The sequence below is a fragment of the Pseudomonas sp. CFBP 13719 genome (genome assembly GCF_014842095.1).
In the GTDB taxonomy this organism is placed as follows: domain Bacteria; phylum Pseudomonadota; class Gammaproteobacteria; order Pseudomonadales; family Pseudomonadaceae; genus Aquipseudomonas.
Genome location: NZ_JACYVB010000010.1, coordinates 92845 through 112366, shown reverse-complemented (window position 1 = coordinate 112366; position 19522 = coordinate 92845). Strand labels below are relative to the sequence as shown.

The window sequence follows — 19522 nt, the reverse complement described above, 5'->3', positions numbered from 1 at the left end:
CTTTACACCGTCTGTCGCATTTGGCTCGATTTTAACGCCATGATAAGGGTTTTTCAGGCCTCGACCATGGCCAATGCCTCTTCCACGTCCACGGCCACCAGTCGCGAGCAACCGGGTTCGTGCATGGTCACCCCCATCAACTGATCGGCCATCTCCATGGCGATCTTGTTATGGGTGATATAGATGAACTGCACCGTCTGCGACATCTCTTTCACCAACCGCGCGTAACGACCGACGTTGGCGTCGTCCAACGGTGCATCGACTTCGTCGAGCATGCAGAACGGCGCCGGATTCAGTTTGAAGATAGCGAAAACCAGGGCCAGTGCGGTCAAGGCTTTCTCGCCACCGGAGAGCAAATGAATGGTGCTGTTCTTCTTGCCGGGCGGACGCGCCATGATCGTTACCCCTGTATCGAGTAAATCTTCGCCCGTCAGTTCCAGATAAGCACTGCCACCACCGAAAACTTTTGGAAAAAGTGTCTGCAAACCGGCGTTGATCTGGTCGAAGGTGTCCTTGAAGCGGCTGCGGGTTTCCTTGTCGATCTTGCGGATGACGTTTTCCAGGGTGTCCAGCGCTTCCGCCAGGTCGGCGTTTTGCGCGTCCAGATAGCGCTTGCGCTCGGATTGCTGCTGGTATTCGTCGATGGCCGCAAGGTTGATCGCGCCCAAGCGCTGAATGCGCCCGTCGATACGTTGCAGTTCTTCCTCGGCCTCCTGCTCGCTGGCCAGCACGTCGAGGGTGGCCAGTACGCCGTGCAAGTCGTAGCCGTCGGCGTGCAATTGCTCCTGCAGGGTCTTGCGCCGCACGCTGAGCCCCTGCCACTCCAGGCGGTGCTGTTCCAGCTGGCCGCGCAACAGTTGGCTCTGCTGCTCGGCCTGGGTGCGACGTTTTTCGACCTCGCGCAGTTCGCGATCGGCATCGTCCAGCGCCAGCCGCGCGTGGCGCATTTCTTCGTCGACGGCCATGCGTTGCTCGAGCAGGCCTTCGAGGTCCAGGCGCAGTTCTTCGAGCGGAGCTTCGCCCTCCTCCAGGCCAAGACTCAATTGTTCGCGTTTCTCGCCCAAACGCTCGGCCTGCAATTGTAGGCGTTCGAGCGCCTGGCCAGTGGAGTCGTGCTGGGCGCGCAGCGAACCCAGGCGAACCGCCAACTGGTGCGCGCGATCCTTGTGCTGGCGGGCGTCCTGGCGAATGCGCTCCAGGCCTTCGCGCAGGCTGTCGCGCTGGGCCATGAGCTGTTCGCGCTGTTCGGTGTCGGTGGCCATGGCGTCGAGCGCGTCCTGCAGCTGCAAGCGCGACTCACCGAGCTGCTCGTGTTCCAGGGCGCGCTGCTCGGCCAACTCATCCAGTTCTGCGTCCAGGCGACGACGACGCAGCGCCAACTGCTCGGCCTTGGCGCGGCTGGCCGAAAGCCTGGCCTTGAGTTCGCCCTGCTGGCGGTTTTCATCCTGGATGCGGCGGCGCAGTTGGTCGCGCAGCTGTTCCTGGGCATCCTGCTGTTCACGGCAGGCCAACAGCTGGTCCTGCAGTTGCGCCAGGGTCGCTTCACGAGACTCGACGTCCAGCTGCAGGGCCTGCAGCTCCTGCCCACGGGCCAGAACCCCGCGGCTGGCGTCGTTGCCACGGCTGACCCGCAGAAAGTGCCGACCCAGCCAATAGCCGTCCTGGCTGACCAGGCTTTCACCGGTGGCCAGTTGGCTGCGCAGGGCCAACGCGGTGTCGAGATCGGCGACCGTTCGCACCCCAGCGAGCCAGGGGCTCAGGTCGACCTGGCTGTAGACCTTGTGCAGCAGGCTGTCCGGCAACGCTACGGCGCCCGCAGCTTCGCTGATCAGGCGCAGTTCGCCTTGGTCGAAGCCGGCCAGGTCGAGGCCTTGCAGATCATCGACCAGCACCGCCTGGAGATCGGCGCCCAGCACGGTTTCCACCGCCAGCTCCCAGCCCGGCTCGACGCGCAGCCCTTCGGCCAGACGCGGATGGCGGGCCAGCCCTTGCTGCTCCAGCCACTGCGCGGTGCCCGTGCCCGGATCCAGCGCGGCCTGCTGCAAGGCCTCGAGGGAGGCCAGGCGGCCGTTGAGCCGCTGCAGCTCGCCCTGGGCCTGTTGCTGGGCCTGGGTCGCCTGTTGCAGTTGCTGCCGGGTCGCCTCCAGTTGTTCGACGTGTTGCTGTTCCTCGGCGGCCCACTCCTCGATGAGCATTTCGCTGCTGGCCAGCTGTTCGGCCAGTTCGAGGATGGCGGCGTCTTCCGGATCGGCCGCCAGCAGTTCGCGCTCTTCACTGTGCCGCCGCTGCCGCTCGGCCAGGCGCTGCATCGACAGTTCCAGCTGGGCGATGCGCGCCTGCTGGACTTCGGCCTGACGTCGCGGCTCGGCGGAGCGCGTATTGAACCGGTCCCACTGCTCCTGCCAACCCTGCATACCGGATTCCGCGTCTTCCAGGGCCGCGGCGGCTTCCTCGGCGGCGGCGCTGCTGATCGCCTGCTCGGGCTCGAGCATGTCCAGCTCTTCGCCCAGGGTCGCCAGCAGGGTCTGGTCGTGGCCCAGGTGCGATTCGGTTTCCAGGCGAGCGCGCTCGGCTTCCTTGAAATCGTCCTGCAGTTGGCGCAGGCGCTGCTGGCCATGCTGAATGTTCTGCTCGACCCGGGCGATGTCACCGCCCACGGAGTAGAAGCGCGCCTGCACGGTATTGAAACGCTCGGACAGCTCGTGATGGCCATCGCGCAGGCGCTCGATGCTGGCATCGGCGTTGCGCTGTTCCGCCACCAAGGCTTCGAAGGCTACTTCCTGATCGGCGATGACCGCCTCGCGCTGACCCACCTGCTCGTTCAAGGTCTGCCAGCGCAGGGCCGACAGCTGCGCCTTGAGCTGGCGTTCCTCGGCTTTGTACTGCTGGTATTTCTCGGCCGCCTGGGCCTGGCGGTGCAGGCGTTCGAGCTGGCGTTCCAGCTCTTCGCGCAGGTCGGTCAGGCGCGCCAGGTTCTCGTGGGTACGGCGAATGCGACTTTCGGTCTCGCGGCGGCGCTCCTTGTACTTGGAGATGCCGGCGGCTTCCTCGATGAAGTTGCGCAGGTCTTCGGGCTTGGCCTCGATCAGCTTGGAGATCATGCCCTGTTCGATGATCGAGTAGCTGCGCGGGCCCAGGCCGGTACCGAGGAAGATGTCGGTGATGTCGCGGCGCCGGCACTTGGTGCCGTTCAGGTAATAGGTGTTCTGGCTTTCACGGGTGACTTTGCGCCGGATCGAGATTTCCGCGTAGGCCGCGTACTCGCCCACCAGCGTGCTGTCGCTGTTGTCGAACACCAGCTCGATGCTGGCCTGGCTGACCGGCTTGCGGCTGGTGGAGCCGTTGAAGATGACGTCGGTCATCGACTCGCCGCGCAGGTTCTTCGCCGAGCTCTCGCCCATGACCCAGCGCACGGCGTCGATGATGTTGGACTTGCCGCAACCGTTGGGCCCGACCACGGCAGCCATGTTGCTGGGGAAGTTGACTGTGGTCGGGTCGACGAACGACTTGAACCCGGCCAGGCGAATGCACTTGAGGCGCATGCTCAGCGCGCCGCCAGGGCGCTGAGCACCAGTTCACAGCTGCGCTGGCAGTATTCGCCGAGGACCTTGCGGATGAGTTGCGGATCGCGCGCGGAAACCGCCTGCAGCAGCCGCCCGAACAACGCCAGGTATTCGCTCATCGAGGCTTTGCGCTGCTCCAGGGCCAGGTAGTAGGTGCGGTTCATGGCCGGCTGGAGGTTCTCGATGGTTTCTTGCAGGTACGGGTTGTTGGCGAACGGGTAGGCGGCGCGCATGACGTTGAAACTGTCCTCGACGAAGGCGTTGATGTCCTGGCGCTCGTAGCTGGTCTGCAAGCGTTGCTGGATGACCAGGAACGGTGCGAGATCGGCCTCGGTCTGCCAGCGCTGGGCCACGGCGTCACCGAGCATGATGTACATCTCGCCCATCAAGGCACACAGGCTGCGCACCTTGTGCTCGGTGAGTTCGCTGACCTGGGCGCCGCGCCTCGGCAGGATCTCGACCAGGTGGCGGCGTTCGAGAATCAACAGGGCTTCGCGCACCGAACCGCGGCTGACGTTCAGCGCTTGAGTGACCTTGAGTTCCTGAATGCGCTCGGCCGGCTTGAGCTCACCGCTGATGATGCGCTCGGCCAGATGATGGGCAATTTGCTCGGCGAGGCTGTCCGGCGCCTTGAACGTCATGGGTTTCCTTCGACAATCGGTAATCGGCAAGCTGTGATCAAAGCATGCGGCGCAGTGTACTCCAATTGAACGGCAAAGGCGGCAGTTGGCACGGATGTGGCTTGGCAAAAGCAGGACTGCCGGGGTGCAGGCAACGGGCTCGTGAAACTTCCTGACCCGCAGGTCAGCTAATCGTTGACCCCTTCCCGGCCGCCGCATAGATTCTGCTCAAGGCAGACCCAAGAATCAGGTGTCGTGAGGCCATCCGTGATCCAGTTTCTCTTGAATCAACAGCTGCATACCGAGCATGCCCTGGACCCGAACCTGACCGTGCTCGACTACCTGCGCACCGATCTGGCGCGGCCAGGCACCAAAGAGGGCTGCGCCAGCGGCGATTGCGGTGCGTGCACGGTAGTGATCGGCGAACTGGTGGAAGACGGTGCGCAGACGCATATCCGCTATCGCAGCAGCAACGCGTGCCTGACCTTTGTCGCCAGCCTGCACGGCAAGCAGCTGCTCAGTGTCGAGGACCTCAAGCATCAGGGCCGTCTGCACAGCGTGCAGCAGGCCATGGTCGATTGCCATGGCTCGCAGTGCGGGTTCTGCACCCCCGGTTTCGTCATGTCGCTGTTCGCCCTGCAGAAGAACCAACCCCAGGCCAGCCGCGAGCAGGCCTGCGAAGCACTGGCCGGCAACCTGTGTCGCTGCACCGGCTACCGGCCGATCCTCGACGCCGCGGCCCAGGCCTGCGGCGGACCCGCGCTGCCCGATCAGTTCGACAGCCAGCAGGCGCAGACCATCGCCAGGCTGAAAACCATTGCACCGGCGCACACCGACGAACTCCACGGCGGCAACAACCGTTGCCTGGTGCCCTTGACCGTGGCCGATCTGGCCGAGCTGTACAGCGAGCAGCCCGAAGCACGACTGCTGGCCGGCGGCACCGACTTGGCGCTGGAGGTCACCCAGGCGCACCGGGTGCTGCCGGTGATGATCTACGTGGGCCACGTAGCCGAGATGAAGCGCATCGAAACGTTCGAAGACCGCCTGGAGATCGGCGCGGCCACGCCGCTGACCGACTGCTATCAGGCACTGGCGAACGAGTACGCGGATTTTGGCCACCTGCTGCACCGCTTCGCCTCGTTGCAGATCCGCAACCAGGCCACCCTGGGCGGGAACATCGGTAATGCGTCGCCGATTGGTGACACCCCGCCGCTGCTGCTTGCCCTGGGCGCACAGGTGGTACTGCGCAAGGGCTCGCGCAGCCGCACCCTGCCCCTGCAGGACTATTTCATCGACTACCGTGTCACCGCTCGCGAAGACGGCGAGTTCATCGAGAAGGTCATCGTGCCGCGCGCCGACCCGCGCCGGGCTTTTCGCGCCTACAAGGTGTCGAAACGCCTGGACGATGACATTTCCGCAGTCTGTGCGGCGTTCGACCTGCTGATCGAAGACGGTGTGGTGCGCGATGTGCGCGCCGCCTTTGGCGGCATGGCGGCGATTCCCAAGCGCGCTGCGGCCTGTGAATCGGCGCTGCTCGGCAAGCCCTGGAACAAGACCAGCGTCGAGGGCGCCTGCGCCGCCCTGGCCGAGGACTTCACGCCGCTGTCGGATTTTCGCGCGAGCAAGCAGTACCGCCTGCTGACCGCGCAGAACCTGCTGCGCAAATGCTTCATCGAGTTGCAGTCGCCGCACATTCAAACGCGGGTGAGCGCCCATGTCTGAGCATCCAGCGCCCGACAGCCAGGCACGTATGGCTGAACTGTTCGCCCAGGGCCTGACCACCGGCGTTGGCCGGGGCGTCAAGCATGACAGCGCCGAAAAGCACGTCAGCGGTGAGGCGGTGTACATCGACGACCGCCTGGAATTTCCCAACCAGTTGCACGTGTACGCCCGGCTTTCCGACCGCGCCCACGCGCGCATCGTGCGCATCGATACGTCCGCCTGCTACACCATTCCCGGCGTGCGCCTGGCGATCACCCACGAGGACATTCCCGGCCTCAAGGACATCGGCCCGCTGCTGCCGGGCGACCCGCTGCTGGCGATCGACAAGGTCGAGTTCGTCGGCCAGCCGGTGCTGGCCGTGGCGGCGCGCGATCTGGACAGTGCCCGCCGCGGGGCGATGGCCGCCGTGATCGAGTACGAAGATCTGCCGCCGGTGCTGGATGTGGTGGAGGCGCTGCGGCAGAAGCATTTCGTGCTCGACAGCCACACCCACCAGCGCGGTGATTCGGCGACAGCCTTGGCCAGCGCCACCCATCGCCTGCAGGGCAGCCTGCACATCGGTGGCCAGGAGCATTTCTACCTGGAGACGCAGATCAGCTCGGTGATGCCCACCGAGGACGGCGGGATGATCGTCTACTGCTCGACGCAGAACCCCACCGAGGTGCAGAAGCTGGTGGCCGAAGTGCTGGGCGTGTCGATGAGCCAGGTGGTGGTGGACATGCGCCGCATGGGTGGCGGCTTCGGCGGCAAGGAAACCCAGGCGGCCAGCCCGGCCTGCCTGTGCGCGGTGGTGGCGCATCTGACCGGGCAGCCGACCAAGATGCGCCTGCCGCGGGTCGAGGACATGCTCATGACCGGCAAGCGCCACCCCTTCTACATCGAGTACGACGTCGGTTTCGACGACAGCGGGCGCCTGCACGGGATCAACCTGGAACTGGCCGGCAACTGCGGCTACTCACCCGACCTGTCGGCGTCGATCGTCGACCGGGCGATGTTCCATGCCGACAACGCCTATTACCTGGGCGACGCGACGATCAATGGCCACCGCTGCAAGACCCACACCGCGTCGAACACCGCCTACCGCGGCTTCGGCGGCCCCCAGGGCATGGTCGCCATCGAGGAAGTGATGGACCGCATTGCCCGCCATCTGGCCCTCGACCCGCTGACGGTGCGCAAGGCCAACTACTACGGCAAGACCGAACGCAACGTCACCCATTACTACCAGACGGTGGAGCACAACCTGCTCGAAGAGATCACCGCAGAACTCGAGGCCAGTTGCGATTATGGCCAGCGCCGCGAGGCGATTCGTGCGTTCAACGACGACAGCCCGGTATTGAAGAAAGGCCTGGCGCTGACCCCGGTGAAGTTCGGAATCTCGTTCACCGCCAGCTTCCTCAACCAGGCCGGCGCACTGATCCATATCTACACCGACGGCAGCATTCACCTGAACCACGGCGGCACCGAGATGGGCCAGGGCTTGAACGTCAAGGTCGCGCAGGTGGTGGCCGAGGTGTTCCAGGTCGACATCGCGCGCATCCAGATCACCGCGACCAATACCGACAAGGTGCCCAACACCTCGCCCACGGCGGCTTCCAGCGGTGCCGACCTCAACGGCAAGGCGGCGCAGAACGCGGCGCTGATCCTCAGGCAGCGGCTGGTCGAGTTCGCTGCCCGGCACTATCGGGTCAGCGAAGAAGACGTGGCGTTCAGCAACGGCCACGTGCGCGTACGCGACCAGTTGTTGACCTTCCAGAGCCTGGTGCAGCAGGCGTGGATGGGCCAGGTGTCGCTGTCCAGCACGGGTTACTACAAGACGCCGAAGATCCACTACGACCGCAGCCTGGCGCGTGGCCGACCGTTCTACTATTTCGCCTACGGCGCGGCGTGCTGCGAAGTGCTGATCGACACGCTGACCGGCGAGTACAAGCTGTTGCGCACCGATATTCTGCATGACGTCGGCGCGTCGTTGAACCCGGCCATCGACCTCGGCCAGGTGGAAGGCGGCTTCCTGCAGGGGGTGGGCTGGCTGACCTGCGAGGAACTGGTGTGGAGTGACCAGGGCAAGCTGCTGACCAGCGGACCGGCCTCGTACAAGATTCCGGCGGTGGCCGACATGCCGCAGGATCTGCGCGTACACCTGGTGGAGAACCGCAAGAACCCGGAAGACACGGTGTTCCATTCCAAGGCCGTGGGCGAGCCGCCGTTCATGTTGGGAATCGCCGCCTGGTGCGCGATCAAGGACGCCGTGGCGAGCCTGGCTGATTACCGCCTGCAACCGAACATCGACGCCCCTGCCACCCCGGAACGGGTGCTCTGGGGCTGCGAGCAGATGCGCCAGGCCACCGAGGGGAGCACGAACCATGACTGACTGGATCGGCGCGCTGGCCGAGCATCGAGCCCGCGGCGAAGCCTGCGTGCTGGTGACCATCATCGAAGAAAAGGGCTCCACGCCGCGCAACGCCGGGGCCAAGATGGTGGTCAGCGCCAGCGCCCTGTACGACACCATCGGCGGCGGCCATCTGGAGTACAAGTGCCTGCACATCGCTCGACAGATGCTCGCCGAGGGCACCCGCGCCACACGCCTGGAGCGCTTCAGCCTGGGCGCCAGCCTGGGGCAATGCTGCGGCGGGGCGACGGTGCTGCTGTTCGAGCCCATGCTGCAGGCGCAGGCGCAGGTGGTGGTGTTCGGCGCCGGCCACGTCGGTCGCGCGCTGGTGCCCTTGCTGGCGAGCCTGCCGTGCCGGGTGCGCTGGGTCGATTCGCGGGCCGATGAGTTTCCGCCGAGCCTGCCCGATGGGGTCTGCCAGGTGATCACCGACGAGCCGGTGGATGAAGTGGCGAGCCTGCCGGCGGGCAGCTACTGCATCGTCATGACCCATGACCACTCGCTCGATCTGGAGCTGACCCGGGCCATCCTCGAACGCAACGATTTCACCTGGTTCGGCCTGATCGGTTCGGCCACCAAGCGCGCCCGCTTCGAGCACCGCCTGCGCGACCGCGGCATCGCACCCAGTGTGGTGCAGCGCATGCGCTGCCCCATGGGCCTGGCGGCGGTGAAGGGCAAGCTGCCCATGGAAATCGCCGTTTCCATCGCCGCCGAGATCATCGCCACCTACAATGCGCATTTTGGCGCCTGCGCCGAGCCGGGGACAGCCAGCTCGCCGGGGGTCGCCCAACTGCTGCCGCGCTCGCGCCGCAGCCCCGTTCCTTTGAGAGATGCACCATGAGCCTTACCCGCAAAGCCTATCGCGCCGCGATCCTGCACAGCCTCGACGACCCTGCCCTGGTCGGTGTCCAGGCTTCCTACCAATACTTCGCCGATGGCGTGCTGGTAGTGGAGGACGGCCGCATCCTGGCGCTGGGCGCGGCCGACGAGGTGCTGCCGACCCTGGCGGACACCGTCGAGGTCACCCATTATCCGGATGCCTTGATCACCCCCGGCTTCATCGACACCCACATTCACTTTCCGCAGACCGGCATGGTCGGCTCCTACGGCGAGCAACTGCTGGACTGGCTGAACGAGTACACCTTCCCGTGCGAAGGCCAGTTCAGCGACAAGGCCCATGCCGACCAAGTGGCCGATATCTTCCTCAAGGAACTGCTGCGCAACGGCACCACCACCGCGCTGGTGTTCGGCAGCGTTCACCCCGAATCGGTCGACGCCCTGTTCGAGGCCGCTGAGGCCCTGGACCTGCGCTTGATCGCCGGCAAGGTGATGATGGACCGCAACGCCCCGGACTATCTGACCGACACTGCCGAGAGCAGCTATGCCCAGAGCAAGGCGCTGATCGAGCGCTGGCACGGCAAGGGCCGCCTGCACTACGCGGTGACGCCACGCTTCGCGCCGACCAGCAGCGAGGCGCAGTTGACCCTGGCCGGGCAGTTGCTGCGCGAATACCCGGACGTCTACCTGCAGACCCACATCAGCGAGAACCTCAAGGAAATCGAGTGGGTCAAGGCGCTGTTCCCCGAGCGGCGCAACTACCTGGACGTGTACGACCATTACCAGTTGCTCGGCGAGCGCTCGGTGCTGGCCCACGGCGTGCACCTGTGCGACGAGGAATGCCAGCGGCTGGCTGAAACCGGCTCGGCCATCGCCTTCTGCCCGACGTCGAACCTGTTCTTGGGCAGCGGCCTGTTCAACCTGCCCCAGGCCGAGCGTTTCAAGGTCAATGTCGGCCTGGGCACCGACGTCGGTGGTGGCACCAGCTTCTCGTTGTTGCAGACCCTGAACGAGGCGTACAAGGTCATGCAGTTGCAGGGCGAAAAGCTCAACCCGTTCAAGTCGCTGTACCTGGCGACCCTGGGCGGCGCTCGCGCATTGCGCCTGGAAGACCGCGTCGGCACGCTGCAACCAGGCACCGACGCCGACTTCGTGGTGCTCGACTACCATGCCACGCCGCTGCTGAGCTATCGCATCGGCCAGGCCAAGACCTTGGAGGAAGTGCTGTTCGTGCTGATGACCCTGGGCGACGACCGCGCGGTGCTGCAGACCTACGCCGCAGGGCGCCAGGTGCATTGCCGCGACTGAGCGTCCGTACACATTCGTATGGAACTTTTGCAGGAAAATGCCCCCTCAATCGGGTACCCTGCCCACTTTTTCAGAAAGGAGAATCACCATGGCTAAAGCCACTGCCCGCCACATCCTGGTCGCCGACGAAGCCAAGTGCAACGACCTCAAGTCCCAGATCGAAGGCGGCGCCGATTTCGCAGAGATCGCCAAGGCCAACTCCACCTGCCCATCGAGCCGCCAAGGTGGCGACCTGGGTTCGTTCGGCCCAGGCCAGATGGTCAAGGAATTCGACACCGTCGTGTTCAGCGCGCCGATCAACGTCGTGCAGGGCCCGGTGAAGACCCAGTTCGGTTACCACCTGCTGGAAGTCACCAGCCGTCAGGACTGATCGGTCCACGGTCTGCGTTACACCCGAACGGCCCGTCTATCGCGGGCCGTTCTGCATTTGCAATGCCACCGGGCCATGATGTTAGGCTGCACCCTTCGCTCTTAGAACCAGGCAGACAATGCGCGCAGTTTTCCTCTCTTTCGTTCTTTGTGCCCTGTTCACTCCGGTGGCCGATGCCCAGGCTGCGGCGCAGCATGCATTGACCGTCTACGGCGAAGCGCCACGTTACCCCGCCGACTTCCAGCATTTCGACTATGTGAATCCCGACGCGCCCAAGGGCGGCAGCCTGCGCCGCTCGGCGGTCGAGATCGGCCAGTACGACCACATTCTGCCGTACATCGACAAGGGCATCGGCGTCAGCCAGGTCGACGGCCTGCTCTACGCCCCTCTGGCGGTGCGCTCGCTGGACGAGCCATACACCGTGTACGGACTGGTGGCCGAGCGCATGGAGCGCGGTGAGGACGGCCTGTGGCTGCGCTTCTACCTCAACCCCAAGGCGGTGTTCGCCGACGGCCAACCGATCACCGCGCAGGACGTGCGCTATACCTTCGAACTGCTGATGCGCGAAGGCAGCCTGGGCTACCGCACGCAGTTCGCCAATGTCGCGGACGTGCAGGTCGAGGGCCCACGGCAGGTGCGCTTCAACTTCAAGAACGCCGAAAGCCGCACCCTGCCGCTGGATCTGGCGACGCTGCCGGTACTGCCCGAACACTGGTGGAAAACCCGCGACTTCGCCAACGGTGGCGGCTTCGAGGCGCCGCTGGGAAGCGGCCCGTACCGTGTCGACAAGATCGACAACGGCCGCAGCATCACCTTCCAGCGCAACCCCGACTGGTGGGGCAAAGACCTGCCCGAAGCGCGTGGCATGTACAATTTCGACCGCTTCAGCATCGAGTACTTCGGCGACACCGACGTGGCTCGCCAGGTACTGCGCGGCGGCGGCTATGACTACAACCGCGAGTTCTCCGCCACCGCCTATACCATCGGCTACAACGGCCCGGCGCTCGACGATGGTCGCCTGCAACGCGCGCACCTGGCCAAGCAGGGTCTGCAATCGGCCCAGGGCTTCATTTTCAATCTGCAGCGACCGGTGTTCCAGGACCGCCGTGTGCGCCAGGCGCTGGCCATGCTGTGGGATTTCGAATGGAGCAATCGGCAGATGATGCGCGGCATGTACATCCGTCAGCAGAGCTTCTTTTCCAACAGCCCGCTGGCCGCGCGTGAACTGCCCAGCGACGGCGAATTGCAGATTCTGGAAAAACTGCGCGGCCAGGTGCCGGATGAAGTGTTCAGCAAAGTCTTTCATGCGCCCGTCAGCGACGGCTCGGGCTTGATCCGCGACAAGCAGTTGCAAGCCTTGCGCCTGCTGCAGGTGGCCGGCTGGCACGCCGACGGTGACCGCCTGGTGAACGCCGAAGGCCAGCCGCTGAGCTTCACCTTTCTCAATACGCAGAACGGTCTGGAGCGCTTGCTGTTGCCGTGGAAGCGCAACCTGGCGCAGATCGGCATCACCATGGAGATTCGCCGCATCGATTCGTCGCAATACGTCAACCGCTTGATGGCGCGCGACTACGACATGATCATCAGCGGCTACCCGGTGACGCCGACGCCGGGCATCGAGCTGTACAACTTCTTCGGCTCGAGCGTGGCCACCGACCCCGGCTCGAACAACCTGATGGTGCTCAAGGACCCGGCCGTTGACCAGTTGATCAACGGCCTTGGCGCGGCCAGCACGCAACCGCAGATGCGCGACTACGCGCACGCCCTCGACCGGGTGCTGCAGTGGAACTACTACTGGGTGCCCAACTATTACCCGCCAGGCACTTCCACGGTGTGGTGGAACCGCTTCGGCATGCCCGCCTCGCCAGCGCCCAATGACCCGGCCATCGAAACCTGGTGGGAGGTCAGCCCGACGGCGCTCACCACCGAACAGATGCGCGACCGCCTGACAGGGAAGACTCACTGATGCTGGGTTACACGCTACGTCGCCTGCTGCTGATCGTGCCGACCTTGCTGGCGATCCTGCTGGTCAATTTCGCCATCGTCCAGGCTGCGCCGGGTGGTCCGGTGGAGCAAGCCATTGCGCGCCTGCAGGGCGTGGGCGGCGCCAGCGTGACCGGTGGCGGCGGCGACACCCTGCAGGGCGGCTCGCGGGCCAGCCGTGGCCTGGACCCGAAACTGATCAAGGACATCGAGCGCCAGTACGGTTTCGACAAACCGGCCCACGAGCGCCTGTGGCTGATGATCAAGAGCTACGCGGTGCTGGATTTCGGCAGCAGCTTCTTTCGCGGCGCCAAGGTCACCGACCTGATCCTGGACAAGATGCCGGTGACCCTCTCGCTGGGCTTCTGGGCTACCTTGATCACCTACCTGGTGTCGATCCCGCTGGGCATCCGCAAGGCGGTGCACCACGGCAGCCGCTTCGACATCTGGAGCAGCAGCCTGATCATCATCGGCTATGCCATGCCGGCGTTCCTGTTCGCCATGCTGCTGATCGTGGTGTTCGCCGGCGGCACTTCGTTGAACTGGTTTCCGGTGCGCGGGCTGGTCTCGGACAATTTCGCCGAGCTCAGCCTGCTGGGCAAGGTCGCCGACTACTTCTGGCACCTGGTGCTGCCGGTCACCTCGCTGGTGATCGGCGGTTTCGCCACCTTGACCATTCTCACCAAGAACTCCTTCCTCAACGAGGTCACCCGGCAGTACGTGGTGACGGCGCGGGCCAAGGGCCTGAGCGAGCGACGGGTGCTGTACGGCCATGTATTTCGCAACGCCATGCTGCTGGTGGTGGCCGGCCTGCCCCAGGCGTTCATCAGCGTGTTTTTCGCCGGTTCGTTGCTGATCGAGGTGATCTTCTCGCTCGACGGGCTCGGTCGCCTGAGCTATGAGGCCGCCGTGGCGCGGGATTATCCGGTGGTGTTCGGCTCGCTGTTCATTTTTACCCTGTTGGGGCTGCTGATCAAACTGATCGGCGACCTGTGCTACACCCTGGTCGATCCACGCATCGACTTCAGCGCGAGGAATGCCTGATGCGCCTGTCGCCCCTGGCCCGTCGTCGCCTGGACCGCTTCAAGCAGAACCGCCGCGGCTGGTGGTCGCTGTGGCTGTTCCTGGCCCTGTTCGCCCTGACGCTGGGCGGCGAACTGGTCGCCAATGACAAACCGCTGGTGCTCAAGTATGACGGCGAGCTGTACTTCCCGGTGTTCAAGCGCCATACCGAGCAGGAATTCGGCGGCCAGCTGCCGTTCCAGGCCGACTACCGCAGCGACTATGTGCGCCAGCTGATCGAGGGGCGCGGCGGCTGGATGCTGTTTCCGCCGATTCCGTTCAGCGCCGACACGCCCAACTACGACCTGACCCAACCGGCGCCCAGCCCGCCGTCGACCACCAACTGGCTGGGCACCGACGACCAGTCGCGCGATGTGCTGGCGCGGGTCATCTTCGGTGCGCGGGTGTCGATCCTGTTCGCCCTGGCGCTGACCTTGATCAGCTCGCTGATCGGCATCGGCGCCGGTGCTCTGCAGGGCTACTACGGCGGTTGGGTGGACCTGTTCGGCCAGCGCCTGCTGGAGGTCTGGTCGGGGCTGCCGGTGCTTTACCTGCTGATCATCCTGTCGGGCTTCGTCGAACCCAATTTCTGGTGGTTGCTGGGGATCATGGCGCTGTTCTCCTGGCTGGCGCTGGTGGACGTGGTGCGCGCCGAGTTCCTACGCGGGCGCAACCTGGAATACGTCAAGGCAGCGCGAGCGCTGGGGCTGTCGGACCGCAAGATCATCCTGCGGCACATTCTGCCCAACGCCATGAACGCGACCCTGAGCTTTTTGCCGTTCATTCTGACCGGGGCGATCTCGACCCTCACGGCGTTGGATTTCCTCGGCTTCGGCATGCCGGCCGGCAGCGCTTCGCTGGGGGAATTGATTGCCCAGGGCAAGCAGAACCTGCAGGCGCCCTGGCTGGGGTTTACCGCGTTTTTCACCCTGGCGCTGATCCTGTCGCTGCTGGTGTTCATTGGAGAGGGGCTACGCGATGCGTTCGATCCGCGTGCTTGACTGGGGATTTGTGGGGGTTCATTCGCGGCCGCTGACCGCTCCTACAGTGGATGCAGGCACTTCACCAATCCCTGTAGGAGCGGCCAGTGGCCGCGAACGCGGTATCCCAGTCCCCGCAGAAGGCCCTGCCCATGACCGCTGAAAATCTCATCGAAATCCGTCACCTCAGCGTGGCGTTCAACGGCCAGGCGGTGGTCAAGGACGTGAGCTTCGACATTCCCGCCGGCCAGTGCGTGGCTCTGGTCGGCGAATCGGGTTCGGGCAAGTCGGTGACTGCCCATTCCATCCTGCAACTGTTGCCCGGCACCGCTTGCACGAGCAGCGGCAGCGTGCGCTACAAGGGGCAGGAACTGATGGGCGCCGATGCAGCGACCCTGCGTCGCATGCGCGGTGACCGCATCGCCATGATTTTCCAGGAGCCCATGACTTCGCTCAATCCCTTGCACACCGTGCACAAGCAGATCGGGGAAACCCTGCTGGTGCACAAGGGCATGGGTGGCAAGCAGGCCGAGGCACGCATCCTGGAATTGCTCGAGATGGTCGGCATCCAGAACCCGCGCAAGCGCCTCAAGGCCTACCCGCACCAGTTGTCCGGTGGCCAGCGCCAGCGTGTGATGATCGCCATGGCATTGGCCTGCGAGCCACAGCTGTTGATCGCCGACGAACCCACCACCGCCCTCGACGTCACGGTGCAACGGCGCATCCTGCTGTTGCTGCAGTCACTGCAGAAGCGCCTGGGCATGTCGCTGCTGTTGATCAGCCACGACCTCAACCTGGTGCGCAGCATTGCCCAGCACGTTTGCGTGATGCGTGCCGGCGAAATCGTCGAGCAGGCCGCTTGCGAGCAACTGTTCAGCGCACCGCAGCACCCCTACAGCCAACTGTTGCTGGATGCCGAACCGGCCGGCGCGGTGCTGTCCGAGGAAACCCGGCCGGAACTGTTGCAGGTGGACGGCCTGAAGGTCTGGTACCCGTTGGACGGCGGCCTGTTTCGCAAGGCGCGCGAGTTCGTCAAGGCAGTGGACGGCATCAGCCTGAGCGTGCAGCAGGGCAAGACTCTGGGCATCGTTGGCGAGTCCGGCTCGGGCAAGTCGACGCTCGGCCAGGCGATCCTGCGCCTGCTCGACTCCCAGGGTGGCATTCGCTTTCAGGGCCAGGCACTCGATGGCCTGGATCAGAAGCAGATGCGACCGTGGCGCAAGCAGATGCAGGTGGTCTTCCAGGACCCCTTCGGCAGCCTCAGCCCGCGCATGTCGGTGGCGCAGATCATCAGCGAAGGTCTGGAAGTGCACAGCGGCGCCAACGCCCGGGCGTGCGACGAGCAGGTCATCCAGGTGCTGCGCGAAGTAGGCCTGGATCCGGCGGCGCGGCACCGTTACCCCCACGAATTTTCCGGCGGCCAGCGTCAGCGTATCGCCATCGCGCGGGCACTGGTGCTGCGCCCGGCGCTGATTCTGCTGGACGAGCCGACCTCGGCCCTCGACCGCACGGTGCAGAAGCAGGTGGTGCAGTTGCTGCGCCAGTTGCAGGAGCGCCACGGCCTGACCTACCTGTTCATCAGCCATGACCTGGCGGTGGTGCGGGCGCTGGCCCATGATGTGATCGTGGTCAAGGACGGTCAGGTGGTGGAGCACGGCCCCACCGACCGCCTGTTCACCGACCCTCGGCACCCCTACACCCAGGAATTGCTGCAGGCAGCGCTGGTGTAGCGTGGTATAGATTGCAGGACAACCCCTGAGGCAATGCATATGGCACTCGACGGCAAGACGGCTTTGGTTACCGGCTCCACCAGCGGCATCGGCCTGGGCATTGCCTCGGTGCTGGCCCGTCACGGCGCCAATGTGGTGCTCAACGGTTTCGGCGATCCGGCGGCGGCCCTGGCGGAAGTGCGCCGGCACGGCACCCAGGTCGCCCACCACGGTGCCGACGTGAGTGACCCGACGCAGCTGGCCGAGCTGTTCGAGTACGCGCAAGCGACGTTCGGCGGTGTCGACATTCTGGTCAACAATGCCGGCATCCAGCACGTGGCGGCGGTCGAGGCGTTTCCGGTGGAGCGCTGGGACGCGATCATCGCGATCAACCTGTCCTCGGTGTTCCACTCCACTCGCCTGGCGCTGCCGGGCATGCGGGAAAAAGGCTGGGGGCGGATCGTCAATATCGCTTCGGTGCACGGCCAGGTGGGATCGGTCGGCAAGGCCGCCTATGTCGCCGCCAAGCATGGCGTGATCGGCCTGACCAAGGTGGTTGGCCTGGAAACCGCGACCACGCAGATTACCTGCAACGCCATTTGCCCCGGCTTCGTGTTGACCCCGCTGGTGCAGAAGCAGATCGATGATCGTGCGGCCAAGGGCGGTGACCCGGCCGACGCCCAGCGCGAATTGCTCGCGGAAAAACAGCCCTCGCTGGCATTCGTCACGCCCGAGCATCTGGGCGAACTGGCGATGTTTCTGTGCAGCGAGGCCGGCAGCCAGGTGCGCGGTGCGGCGTGGAACATCGACGGTGGCTGGCTGGCGCAATGACGCGGGGAACCGCGCTGTGCCGGCAAAGTCGGAGTAAGGACATTACCATGTGCAAGGAGCTTCTGTGACCATCGCTCCCCCCAGCGAACCGCTCGGCCCGCAAGCGCCGGACCAGACCCGTGAAGTGCATCGCCTGCGGGTGCTGACGGTGAATACACACAAGGGTTTTACCGCATTCAACCGCCGTTTCATCCTGCCCGAATTGCGTGAGGCGGTGCGCAGCACCAGCGCCGACCTGGTGTTCCTGCAGGAAGTGCTGGGCGGCCACGACGGCCATGCGTCCAAGTTCTCCAACTGGCCGCAGATGTCACAGTACGAGTTTCTCGCCGACAGCATGTGGAGCGATTTCGCCTACGGGCGCAACGCGGTGTACCCGGACGGCCACCATGGCAACGCGGTGCTGTCCAAGTACCCGATCCTGCGCTACAGCAATCTCGACATCTCGATCACCGGCCCCGAGCGCCGCGGCTTGCTGCATTGCGTGTTGCAGGTACCGGGGCACGACGAGGTGCATGCGATCTGCGTGCACTTGTCGCTGCTGGAAAGCCACCGGCAACAGCAATTGGCGCTGTTGAGCCAGCTGCTCGATTCATTGCCCGAGGATGCGCCGGTGATCATTGCCGGCGATTTCAACGATTGGCAGTTGCGCGGCAATGCGACGCTGGCCAAGCGCAAGGATCTGCACGAGGCGTTCGAACGGCACAACGGGCAGTTGGCCAAGACTTACCCGGCGCGCTTTCCGCTGCTGCGCCTGGACCGGATCTATGTGCGCAACGCAACCAGCCATGGGCCGATCATTCTGGGCAACAAGCCTTGGACGCACCTGTCGGACCACTTGCCGTTGGCGGTTGAGATTCATCTGTAGCGCAGACCTTTGGAGCAGCGGCGCGAGCCGCGTCCGGGTGCGCTGCGGTCTATCTGTAAAACCGCGATGAGGCCGGACGCGGCTCGCGCCGCTGCTACAAGGATCATTGGCGGTGTCACTGCTGGCTTTCAGGGTCGTCGCTCACCAGGCCCCAATCCGCGCTTTTACGATCGGGCGCAGGCGTTGGCGGAACCGGCGCTGAGGTGTGCTGCACGCCTTCCTCGCCATGCAGCTTCAAGCGCAGGCGCAGGTTGTTCACCGAATCGGCATTCTTCAACGCCTCCTCCTCGCTGATCGCCCCTTCGATGGCCAGCTCGTACAAAGCATGGTCGAACGTCTGCATGCCCAGGTTCACGGACTTTTCCATGATGCCCTTGAGCTCGGAAAACTCGTTGCGGTGAATGAAGTCGCGAATCGTCGGCGTGCCCAGCATCACCTCGACCGCCGCGCGGCGCTTGCCGTCGGTGGTGCGTACCAGCCGCTGCGAGACGAACGCCTGCAGGTTGTTGCCCAGATCGTTGAGCAACTGCGGACGGCGGTCTTCGGGGAAGAAATTGATGATGCGGTCCAGCGCCTGGTTGGCGTTGTTGGCATGCAGGGTGGAAATCGCCAGGTGACCGGTGTCGGCGAATGCCAGTGCGTGTTCCATGGTTTCGCGATCACGGATCTCGCCGATCAGGATCACGTCCGGCGCCTGGCGCAGGGTGTTCTTCAGGGCCGCCTGGAAGCTGCGCGTGTCGACGCCCACTTCACGCTGGTTGATGATCGACTTCTTGTGCCGATGGATGAACTCCACCGGGTCCTCGATGGTGATGATGTGCCCGCTGCTGTTGCGGTTGCGGTAGTCGATCAATGCGGCCAGCGACGTCGACTTGCCGGAACCGGTAGCGCCGACGAACAGCACCAGGCCGCGTTTCTCCATGATCACGTCGAGCAGCTTGCGCGGCAGCTTGAGGTCTTCGAAGCTGGGAATGTCGAGCTTGATGTTGCGTGCGACAATCGACACTTCGTTGCGCTGCTTGAAGATATTGACGCGAAAGCGCCCTACCCCGTGGATCGACAACGCCAGATTCATTTCCAGCTCGCGCTCGAAGTCGATACGCTGCTCGGCGTCCATGATGCCGGCGGCGATCTCGGCAATGTCGCCAGGCTTCAGCGCTTCGGCGCTGAGCGGCTTGAGCACGCCGTTGAACTTGGCGCAGGGTGGCGCGCCAGTGGACAGGTAGAGGTCTGAGCCGTCCTGACTGGCCAGGAGCTTGAGCAATGCCTGGATTTCCATAGGCTTG

General features: G+C 64.6%; 14 protein-coding genes. 11 read left to right on the top strand and 3 right to left on the bottom strand.

The annotated features are described in order from the left end of the window. Nucleotides 1–53: 53 nt before the first annotated feature. Complete coding sequence (smc, locus tag IFT57_RS23830; protein ID WP_192152879.1) at nt 54–3542, bottom strand: chromosome segregation protein SMC; 3489 nt, start codon at nt 3540–3542, stop codon at nt 54–56. A gap of 2 nt (nt 3543–3544) precedes the next feature. Next, nucleotides 3545–4204: a GntR family transcriptional regulator gene (locus tag IFT57_RS23825; RefSeq protein WP_122795688.1), complete on the bottom strand. Its 660-nt coding sequence runs from the start codon at nt 4202–4204 to the stop codon at nt 3545–3547. Between the two features lie 246 nt (nt 4205–4450). On the opposite strand from IFT57_RS23825, the gene xdhA reads away from it, so the two are divergent. The 11 genes from xdhA (at nt 4451) to IFT57_RS23770 (ending at nt 18236) form a co-directional block, all read left to right on the top strand. After that, nucleotides 4451–5905: a xanthine dehydrogenase small subunit gene (gene xdhA / locus IFT57_RS23820; protein WP_192152878.1), complete on the top strand. Its 1455-nt coding sequence runs from the start codon at nt 4451–4453 to the stop codon at nt 5903–5905. After that, nucleotides 5898–8273 carry a xanthine dehydrogenase molybdopterin binding subunit gene (xdhB, locus tag IFT57_RS23815; protein WP_192152877.1) on the top strand — a complete coding sequence of 792 codons (2376 nt, stop codon included), beginning with the start codon at nt 5898–5900 and terminating at the stop codon, nt 8271–8273. The genes xdhA and xdhB overlap by 8 nt, the downstream gene beginning before the upstream one ends. Continuing rightward, a complete protein-coding gene (gene xdhC / locus IFT57_RS23810) occupies nt 8266–9132 on the top strand; it encodes a xanthine dehydrogenase accessory protein XdhC (RefSeq protein WP_192152876.1) in 867 nt (288 codons plus the stop codon). The genes xdhB and xdhC overlap by 8 nt, the downstream gene beginning before the upstream one ends. Further along, nucleotides 9129–10436 (top strand): guanine deaminase, encoded by a 1308-nt coding sequence (guaD, locus tag IFT57_RS23805; RefSeq protein WP_192152875.1) that lies wholly within the window; start codon nt 9129–9131, stop codon nt 10434–10436. Before xdhC ends, guaD begins: the two co-directional genes overlap by 4 nt. An 88-nt stretch (nt 10437–10524) precedes the next feature. Beyond that, nucleotides 10525–10806 (top strand): peptidylprolyl isomerase, encoded by a 282-nt coding sequence (locus IFT57_RS23800; RefSeq protein ID WP_122795683.1) that lies wholly within the window; start codon nt 10525–10527, stop codon nt 10804–10806. 118 nt (nt 10807–10924) lie between these two features. Further along, nucleotides 10925–12772 (top strand): extracellular solute-binding protein, encoded by a 1848-nt coding sequence (locus IFT57_RS23795; protein WP_192152874.1) that lies wholly within the window; start codon nt 10925–10927, stop codon nt 12770–12772. Next, the gene (locus IFT57_RS23790; protein ID WP_122714193.1) at nt 12772–13833 is read left to right on the top strand and encodes a microcin C ABC transporter permease YejB; all 1062 of its coding nucleotides are present in this window, start codon (nt 12772–12774) and stop codon (nt 13831–13833) included. The genes IFT57_RS23795 and IFT57_RS23790 overlap by 1 nt, the downstream gene beginning before the upstream one ends. Continuing rightward, nucleotides 13830–14852, top strand: a complete 1023-nt coding sequence (locus tag IFT57_RS23785) for an ABC transporter permease (protein WP_122479667.1) — start codon at nt 13830–13832, stop codon at nt 14850–14852. The genes IFT57_RS23790 and IFT57_RS23785 overlap by 4 nt, the downstream gene beginning before the upstream one ends. 131 nt (nt 14853–14983) lie before the next feature. After that, on the top strand, nt 14984–16561 hold the full coding sequence (locus IFT57_RS23780; RefSeq protein ID WP_192152873.1) for an ABC transporter ATP-binding protein: 1578 nt from the start codon (nt 14984–14986) through the stop codon (nt 16559–16561). A 39-nt stretch (nt 16562–16600) separates the two neighbouring features. Continuing rightward, nucleotides 16601–17371, top strand: a complete 771-nt coding sequence (gene hbdH / locus IFT57_RS23775) for a 3-hydroxybutyrate dehydrogenase (RefSeq protein WP_192152920.1) — start codon at nt 16601–16603, stop codon at nt 17369–17371. Nucleotides 17372–17441: 70 nt separating this feature from the next. Then, nucleotides 17442–18236: an endonuclease/exonuclease/phosphatase family protein gene (locus tag IFT57_RS23770; protein ID WP_122714227.1), complete on the top strand. Its 795-nt coding sequence runs from the start codon at nt 17442–17444 to the stop codon at nt 18234–18236. A gap of 115 nt (nt 18237–18351) precedes the next feature. Here the strand turns inward: IFT57_RS23770 and IFT57_RS23765 are convergent, their stop codons facing one another. Beyond that, nucleotides 18352–19515: a PilT/PilU family type 4a pilus ATPase gene (locus IFT57_RS23765; protein ID WP_192152872.1), complete on the bottom strand. Its 1164-nt coding sequence runs from the start codon at nt 19513–19515 to the stop codon at nt 18352–18354. Nucleotides 19516–19522 lie beyond the last annotated feature (7 nt).